Annotated in this window: 8 protein-coding genes, 1 pseudogene and 1 riboswitch; of the genes and pseudogenes, 4 read left to right on the top strand and 5 right to left on the bottom strand. The window is 72.9% G+C overall.

Annotation, left to right across the window (positions count from 1 at the left end):
• Positions 1–227 (top strand): annotated as a pseudogene (locus MCBG_RS02850) (PLP-dependent aminotransferase family protein); the annotation flags it as partial.
• A gap of 27 nt (positions 228–254) precedes the next feature.
• Complete coding sequence (locus MCBG_RS02855) at positions 255–506, top strand: hypothetical protein (protein WP_013286617.1); 252 nt, start codon at positions 255–257, stop codon at positions 504–506.
• A gap of 65 nt (positions 507–571) precedes the next feature.
• Here MCBG_RS02855 and MCBG_RS02860 read toward each other — a convergent pair whose 3' ends face one another.
• The 5 genes from MCBG_RS02860 to MCBG_RS02880 form a co-directional block, all read right to left on the bottom strand.
• The gene (locus MCBG_RS02860) at positions 572–2008 is read right to left on the bottom strand and encodes a glycine hydroxymethyltransferase (protein WP_030499908.1); all 1437 of its coding nucleotides are present in this window, start codon (positions 2006–2008) and stop codon (positions 572–574) included.
• An 18-nt stretch (positions 2009–2026) separates the two neighbouring features.
• A riboswitch (ZMP/ZTP riboswitch) is annotated at positions 2027–2116 on the bottom strand.
• A 123-nt stretch (positions 2117–2239) separates the two neighbouring features.
• Positions 2240–2740 (bottom strand): hemerythrin domain-containing protein, encoded by a 501-nt coding sequence (locus MCBG_RS02865; protein ID WP_030499909.1) that lies wholly within the window; start codon positions 2738–2740, stop codon positions 2240–2242.
• Between the two features lie 107 nt (positions 2741–2847).
• Positions 2848–4332 carry a S8 family peptidase gene (locus MCBG_RS02870; protein ID WP_043323663.1) on the bottom strand — a complete coding sequence of 495 codons (1485 nt, stop codon included), beginning with the start codon at positions 4330–4332 and terminating at the stop codon, positions 2848–2850.
• A gap of 145 nt (positions 4333–4477) precedes the next feature.
• Positions 4478–5341: an NAD(P)H-hydrate dehydratase gene (locus MCBG_RS02875; protein ID WP_043323664.1), complete on the bottom strand. Its 864-nt coding sequence runs from the start codon at positions 5339–5341 to the stop codon at positions 4478–4480.
• Entirely contained in the window at positions 5325–6056 is a 732-nt protein-coding gene (locus MCBG_RS02880) for a histidine phosphatase family protein (RefSeq protein WP_043323666.1), read from the bottom strand. The genes MCBG_RS02875 and MCBG_RS02880 overlap by 17 nt, the downstream gene beginning before the upstream one ends.
• A gap of 135 nt (positions 6057–6191) precedes the next feature.
• Between MCBG_RS02880 and MCBG_RS02885 the strand changes: the two genes are divergently transcribed.
• A complete protein-coding gene (locus tag MCBG_RS02885; RefSeq protein ID WP_043323668.1) occupies positions 6192–6521 on the top strand; it encodes a hypothetical protein in 330 nt (109 codons plus the stop codon).
• Positions 6522–6588: 67 nt separating this feature from the next.
• Positions 6589–6850 (top strand): WGR domain-containing protein (locus tag MCBG_RS02890; RefSeq protein ID WP_157560808.1); only part of this gene is annotated, 262 nt, incomplete at its 3' end.

Consider the following 6850-nt stretch of genomic DNA (forward strand, 5'->3'; position numbering starts at 1 on the left):
ACGCGCTGCTGCACCGCTCGGCTCGCGAGTACGGCGTGCTCTGGACGCCGATGGCCCACTTCTACGACGCGGGCACGCCGGTGAATGCGTTGCGGCTGTCGGTGAGCGCTGTCACACCGGAGTCGATCGATCTCGGGCTGGACCGGCTCGCCGCGCTGGTCACGGACACCATGGCCGCCGCAGCGACGTCGGAGTGTCAGGGTTCCGGCACACTACGTGTTTCCTGACGCCGTTCGTCTGTTGATAATGGACCAATGGTTGCCTGGGAGTACGCGTTGCTCGTTCGTCGGTATCAGGGTCAGGGACGCAATTTCCACGTCTCGTTCGTGTGGTACGGCCCGGACGGGTCACGCACCGACGTGACCGCGTACGGCGACACCGCCATCGCGCACCTGAACCGGGTCGGCCGGGAGGGCTGGGAACTGGTCTCCGCCGCCGAGGACGTGAACAACGTGCAGGGCAGCACCGAGGTCCACCGCTACCACCTGAAGCGCCCGCTGCGCTGACCCCGTAACCGCCGGCACCCCGGGAGACTCCTTCTCCCGGGGTGCCGCTTCGTGTTGTCGGGCGCTCAGCCCAGGTCGACCGAGGGGTAGAGCGGGAACGGCGTGAGCAGGTCGGCGGCCTGCTTGCCGACGGACTCGGCGACCGCCGGGTCCAGCACGTACTTCGCCTTCGACGGCGCGCCGTCCGGGCCGGTGCCGGGCGTGGTCTGGCTGAGCACGGTGTGGATCAGCTCGGCGGTGGCGTCCATCTCGGCGGCGCCGAGGCCCCGGGTGGTCAGCGCCGGGGTGCCGATGCGGATGCCGGAGGTGTACCAGGCGCCGTTCGGGTCCTGCGGCACCGAGTTGCGGTTGGTCACGATGCCCGAGTCCAGCAGCGCCTGCTCGGCCTGCCGGCCGGTCAGGCCGTACCCGGACACGTCGATGAGCACCAGGTGGTTGTCGGTGCCGCCGGTGACCAGCGTCGCGCCCCGGCGCAGCAGCCCGTCGGCGAGCGCCTGCGCGTTGTCCACGATCCGCTGGGCGTAGTCGGCGAAGTCGGGCCGGCGTGCCTCGGCCAGCGCGACCGCCTTGGCGGCCATCACGTGCGGCAGCGGCCCGCCGAGCACCATCGGGCAGCCCCGGTCGACCTGGTCGGCCAGCTCCGGGCCGCAGAGCACCATGCCGCCGCGCGGGCCGCGCAGCGACTTGTGCGTGGTGGTGGTGACGATGTGCGCGTGCGGCACCGGGTCGAAGTCGCCGGTGAAGACCTTGCCGGCGACCAGCCCGGCGAAGTGGGCCATGTCGACCATGAAGGTGGCGCCGACCGAGTCGGCGATCTCCCGCATGATCCGGAAGTTCACCTTCCGCGGGTACGCGGAGTAACCGGCGACCAGGATCAGCGGCTTGAACTCGCGGGCCGCCTCGGCCACCCGGTCGTAGTCGATCAGGCCGGTGGCCGGGTCGGTGCCGTAGCTGCGCTGGTCGAACATCTTGCCGGAGATGTTCGGCCGGAAGCCGTGGGTGAGGTGCCCGCCGGCATCCAGCGACATGCCCAGCATCCGCTGGTTGCCCAGCTCGCGGCGCAGCGCGAACCAGTCGGCCTCGGTGAGGTCGTTCACCTGCCGGGCCTGCGCCTTGCGCAGCGCGGGGGACTCGACCCGGTCGGCCAGGATCGCCCAGAACGCGACCAGGTTGGCGTCGATGCCCGAGTGCGGCTGCACGTAGGCGTGCGACGCGCCGAACAGCTCGCGGGCGTGCTCGGCGGCGAGCGCCTCGACCGTGTCGACGTTCTGGCAGCCGGCGTAGAAGCGGCGCCCCACGGTGCCCTCGGCGTACTTGTCGCTGAACCAGTTGCCCATGGCCAGCAGCGTCGCCGGGGAGGCGTAGTTCTCGCTGGCGATGAGCTTGAGCGACTCGCGCTGGTCGGCCAGTTCCGCGGCGATGGCGTCGGCGACGCGCGGCTCGACGCCGCGGACGACCTCCAGCGCGCTGCGGAAGGCGGTGGACTCGGCGTTGCGCGACATGCGACCTCCAGGTGACGTGCGGAAGGCCCAGGCGCTCGGCATGCGTCCTCATGACGAGGCCGCTCCCCGATGGTGCTCCATCTCCACGCGCCAGTCACGGCCCGTGCCGATCCTACCGGCCCGGCCCGGACCTGCGGGGTTGGGCCGCCCGTCCCGGCGACTGAACCCCGCGACGCGAGCGGGACCGCCCCTCTGCCTCGGGGCGGTCCCGCTCGCGTCGCGCGGCCGGTGTCAGGCGACCACGGCATCGAGGGACTTCTTCAGCGCCTTCGGGGCGGTCGGCGTCTTCGGGGCCTTCGGGCGCAGGTCGAGCATCCGCTGGCCGATCTCCTGGAGCTGGTTACGGCCGAGCGCCTCCCGGACCTTCGGGAACCACTCCTGCTCCTCCTCCTCGACGTGGTGCAGCACGTTCTCGATCAGCACCGTCGTCTTGGCGTTGAACCGCTCGTCGTCGGCGTCCATGGTGAACAGCTCGAAGCAGAGCACGTCCGCGACGTGGTGCTCCTCGTACGACTCCAGGATGTCGTCCTCGACGTCGGGCACCAGCTTGCGGACCTCCGGGTACATCACCTCGTTCTCCAGGTAGGTGTGCACCGTCAGCGCCTCGAGGATCTGCTCGACGATCTTCCCGCGCTTGCTCGCCGGTCCCTCCTCGGCCTCCTGGAAGGCCTTGAACAGGCGGCGGATCTCCTTGTGGTCCTCCTTGAGCAGGACGATCGCGTCGGTGGACACCGGTTACCTCCTATAGTCGGCTGACGCTGCCCCCCTACCCGGGGCCCGACCAGGACAAACAGACCGGGCCCGGCGCGCTCGCCGGGCCCGGTCCACGCGGGTACGGGTTACTTCACCGCGTTGTACGCGTCCACGACACCGGCGCCGTAGAACCCGTTGCGCTTCCCGCCGGAGCAGGTCGCGTCGTACGCGTTCGGGCCCGCCGGGATCAGCGGCACCGGGTTGTACACGCCCGCCGGGCAGGACTTCGCCACCGCCGTGCGCTCCAGGAACGAGGAGAGCTGGCCCGGCGTCATGCCCGGGTGCGCGGACAGCGCCAGCGCCGCGACGCCCGCGGCGTGCGGGCCGGACATCGAGGTGCCCTGCTTGTAGCCCCACCCGTTGGTACGGGTGGCGGTGTTGAAGGTGGTGGACAGAATGCCGTCGGTGGACGTCGAGCGCGCGCCCCGGGTCCGGAACCGGGTGTCGCCACCGGGTGCGGTCACGTCGATCACGCCCTGGCCGTACGAGGAGTAGTAGCTCTTGTCACCGGTCGGGCCGACGGCGGCGACGGTCACCACGCCCGGCGCCTCGGCCGGGAGGACCAGGCAGGCGTTGGTGAGGTTCGCGCGCTCCTCCGGCGTGCCGTTGTTCGGGCTGCCGGTGTCGGTGATCTTGTGGGCCAGGTCGAAGTTCGCGTTGCCGGCCGACGCCACGTGCAGCACGCCCTGCGACTGCGAGTAGCGCAGCGCCCGCTGCACTGCCTGCCACACCGGACGCTGGCGGGCGTCGTTGCGGCAGTTCAGCTGCCACGGGTCGATGTAGTAGCTGTTGTTGGTGAGCTGGAAGCCGTGCTCGGCGGCCCACATGAACCCGCAGACCGCGGCCTCCGGGAAGATGTAGCCGTCGTCGTTGACCACCTTCACGGCGGCGACCTTCACACCCGGGGCGACGCCGGTGACGCCGACGCCGTTGACCGCGGCGGCGATGGTGCCCGCCACGTGGGTGCCGTGGTCGCTGGTGGTCGGGTTCCACGCCGGCTCGGCGGTGTCGGTGACGCCGCCGATGCAGGACGTGCTCTTGTCCTTGGCGATCTGGGTCGCCAGGTCCGGGTGGCTGCTGGAGATGCCGCTGTCCAGCACGCCCACCACGACCGACGGGCTGCCGCCGGTCACCGCGTGCGCTTGCGGGACGCGGATCATGTCCATGTCCCACTGCTGGCCGTACAGCGGCTCGGCGGTCGGGTCGCCCGCGGCGCGGACCACGTCGGCGGCCGGGACCTCGACCGTCTCGCCCTCGTCGAGGGCGGTGCCCAGACCGGCGGTGGAGGCGACCGACTCGACGCCGGCACCGGCCACGCGGGTGGCGAAGTCCGGGGCGGAGGAGCGCGCGACGAGCACGCCGATCTTGTCGTACGCGGCCACGACAGTGCCGTCGGCGGCGGCCACCCGCGCGGCGGCCTTGGCGGTGCCGTTGCCCTGCGGGGCGAGGACGAGGTACGACGTCTCCGGTCCGGCGGCCGCCACCGGCGCCGGGACGCCGATCAGGGCGAGACCGGCGCCGAGCGTCACGGCGGACGCGGCGGCGAGTGTCTTGCGACGGAGATTGTTCACACAGACTCCCAGGGGGTTGGTGCGGCCGGGCCGCTCCCTGGACGGGGGTACGGCCCGGTGGAGACGCGCAGGCTGCACGCCTCGCCGCAACAGCGCCCACCGACGGCGGGGTGTTACACGCCTCACCCCGCCGAGCTGTGGATCGTCAGACCGTGGCGATCGTGTACGGGATCTCGTCGAGCAGTTCCCGGGCGAGGAAGCCGATCCGCCCGTACCGGGGGACCAGCCGCTGCCCGCTCACCGCGTGCGCGAACGCCGCCCAGCAGGCCGCCTGCGCCGGGTCGGCGCCCCGGGAGAGCAGACCCGCGAGCAGCCCGGAGCGCACGTCGCCGCTGCCCGAGGTGCCCAGCCCGGCGTCCCCGCTCTCCTCCCGCCAGGCCCGGCCGTCCGGCGTCGCGATGTGCCCGTACAGCGAGACGACAGCGTCGTACCGGCCGGCCAGTTCCACCGCCTCGGCGTCCAGGTCGTCGCCCGGATCGCGGCCCAGCAGGTGCTTCGCCTCGGTCAGGTTGGGGGTGAGCACCGCCTTGCGGCCGGACCCGGCCAGCAGCTCCGGCGCGTGGCTGAGCGCGCCGAGCGCGTACGCGTCCAGCACCAGCGCGGTCTCCCGGCCGGCCGCGTCCAGGACCAGGCGCAGCAGCTCCCCGGTGGTCTCGATGTCGGTCAGGCCGGGTCCGACCGCCACCACGTCGGCCTCGGCGACCAGGCCGCGGAGCAGGTCGCCCGGGTCGCCGCGGACCGCGCCGTCACCGGTCTCCGGCAGGCCGACCACGAGCGCCTCCGGCACCTGGATGCTCAGCGACGCCGCAGTCGACTCGGCCGCGGCGAGCTGGAGCACGCCGGCCCCGGCGCGCAGCGCGGCCACCCCGGCGAGCAGCACCGCGCCGGGGGTGAACCGGGAGCCGCCGACCACCAGCACGGTGCCGCGCGCCTCCTTGCCGCCGGTGGGCACCGGCAGCGCCCAGTCCCGCAGCAGCGCGGGGGTGATCACGTCAGACCGGCTCGGCATTGACCTCGTCCTCCCTGGTGGGCGTCGCCCCCTGCCGGTGCAGGTGGGCGACGTCGTTGAACACGTCCGGCACGAGCCGGCCGGTGTCGTCGGCGTGCCAGCCGGTGACCGAGCAGTTGGCGATCACGTGCTCGCGGGTCAGCGCCATCAGCTCCGCCTCGGTGAGCCCCTCCACCAGGTAGCGCAGCAGGAAGACCAGCGCGTCGTGGCCGAACAGCAGTACCCGGCCCCCCTCGTGGTCGCGGCGCAGGTCGCCGAGCAGCGCCCGCAGCCGCAGCGCCACGTCGGTCCAGGACTCGCCGCCGGGCGGGCGGTAGTAGAACTTGCCGAGCCGGGTGCGCCGCCGCGCCTCCTCCGGGTAGCGCCGGTTCACGCCGTGGCCGGTGAGCCCGTCGAGGACGCCCAGCTCCCGGTCGCGCAGCCGCTCGTCGACGCTGGCCGGGATCCCGGTGCCGTGCAGCGCCAGCTCGGCCGTGCGCACCGCCCGCAGGTACGGCGACACCACCGCGACGTCCGGCCGTTGCGAGTCCGGCAGCCCGGCCAGCCACCGGCCGGTCGCCCGCGCCTGCTCCTCGCCGGTGGGCGACAGCGGCACGTCCGCGTCCCGGTGGCTGAGGTCGATCAGCTCGGCGCCGGACGTCTCGGCCGCCGTGGCCGCGACGTTCGCCGTGCTCTCACCGTGCCGGACGATCCAGAGCGATGCCAACTCCGCCATGCGGCTCCCGGTACCCGGGCCCGACCGGGGATAACCGTGCCGGACCGGCCCGGCGCGGGACTGCGCGGCCGTGCATCGACCCGGCACAATGTCCCACGACGCGGGACGGACGGCCCGGGTACGAGGGAGGCGCACATGGCGACTGTGGTGCGGGGGCTGCGGGAGGCGCTGGTGCTCTTCCTGATCGCGGTCCTGGTGATCGCGGCGGCGGTCGGCATCTGGGTGGCCGTCGGCGGCGGCGACTTCACGCACCGGCTCGGCGTCGCGTTCATGATCGTCGGCGCCGTGATCGGGATGACCGGTGACCTCACGTTGAGCCGCATCGGCATGCTGCCGGCCCGGTCGGCGTTCGGCCTCGCGCCGGAGCGGGAGGACGGCGGCGGCGGGCGGGTGCTCACCGGCGTCGGCATCTTCCTGTTCGTCTCGGTGCCGCTGATCGTAGTCGGGGCGCTGCTGATCACCTGAGCGGTTCTCACGCTGTCGGTGCCGCCGGTTATGGTCCCCGCACACTGCGGGCGATCAAGGAGACGGTGTGCGCAGATTCGAGTTCGTGGGCGGCGGTTCGGCCAAGTTCTGGGAGGTCGGGCAGCGCGACGCGACGGTGACGGTCCGCTATGGATCCCTCGGCGCGCAGGGCCGCACCCAGGTCAAGGAGCTGGGTTCGCCGGCCGAGGCCGCCGCGCACGCCGACCGGCTGATCGCGGAGAAACTGCGCAAGGGGTACGCCGAGGCGACCGCCGCGCCCTCCGCCGGGCACACCGGCGCGCCGGCCGTCGGGCCGGCCGGGCCGAGCC

The organism is Micromonospora sp. M42 (assembly GCF_000568915.1).
GTDB lineage: Bacteria > Actinomycetota > Actinomycetes > Mycobacteriales > Micromonosporaceae > Micromonospora > Micromonospora chalcea.

What these genes read in the sequence shown, in the direction of transcription:
- MCBG_RS02880 (WP_043323666.1), bottom strand. Translation starts at nt 6,056, where the DNA reads ATGGCGGAGTTGGCATCGCTCTGGATCGTCCGGCACGGTGAGAGCACG.
- MCBG_RS02875 (WP_043323664.1), bottom strand. Translation starts at nt 5,341, where the DNA reads ATGCCGAGCCGGTCTGACGTGATCACCCCCGCGCTGCTGCGGGACTGG.
- MCBG_RS02855 (WP_013286617.1), top strand. Translation starts at nt 255, where the DNA reads ATGGTTGCCTGGGAGTACGCGTTGCTCGTTCGTCGGTATCAGGGTCAG.
- MCBG_RS02885 (WP_043323668.1), top strand. Translation starts at nt 6,192, where the DNA reads ATGGCGACTGTGGTGCGGGGGCTGCGGGAGGCGCTGGTGCTCTTCCTG.
- MCBG_RS02860 (WP_030499908.1), bottom strand. Translation starts at nt 2,008, where the DNA reads ATGTCGCGCAACGCCGAGTCCACCGCCTTCCGCAGCGCGCTGGAGGTC.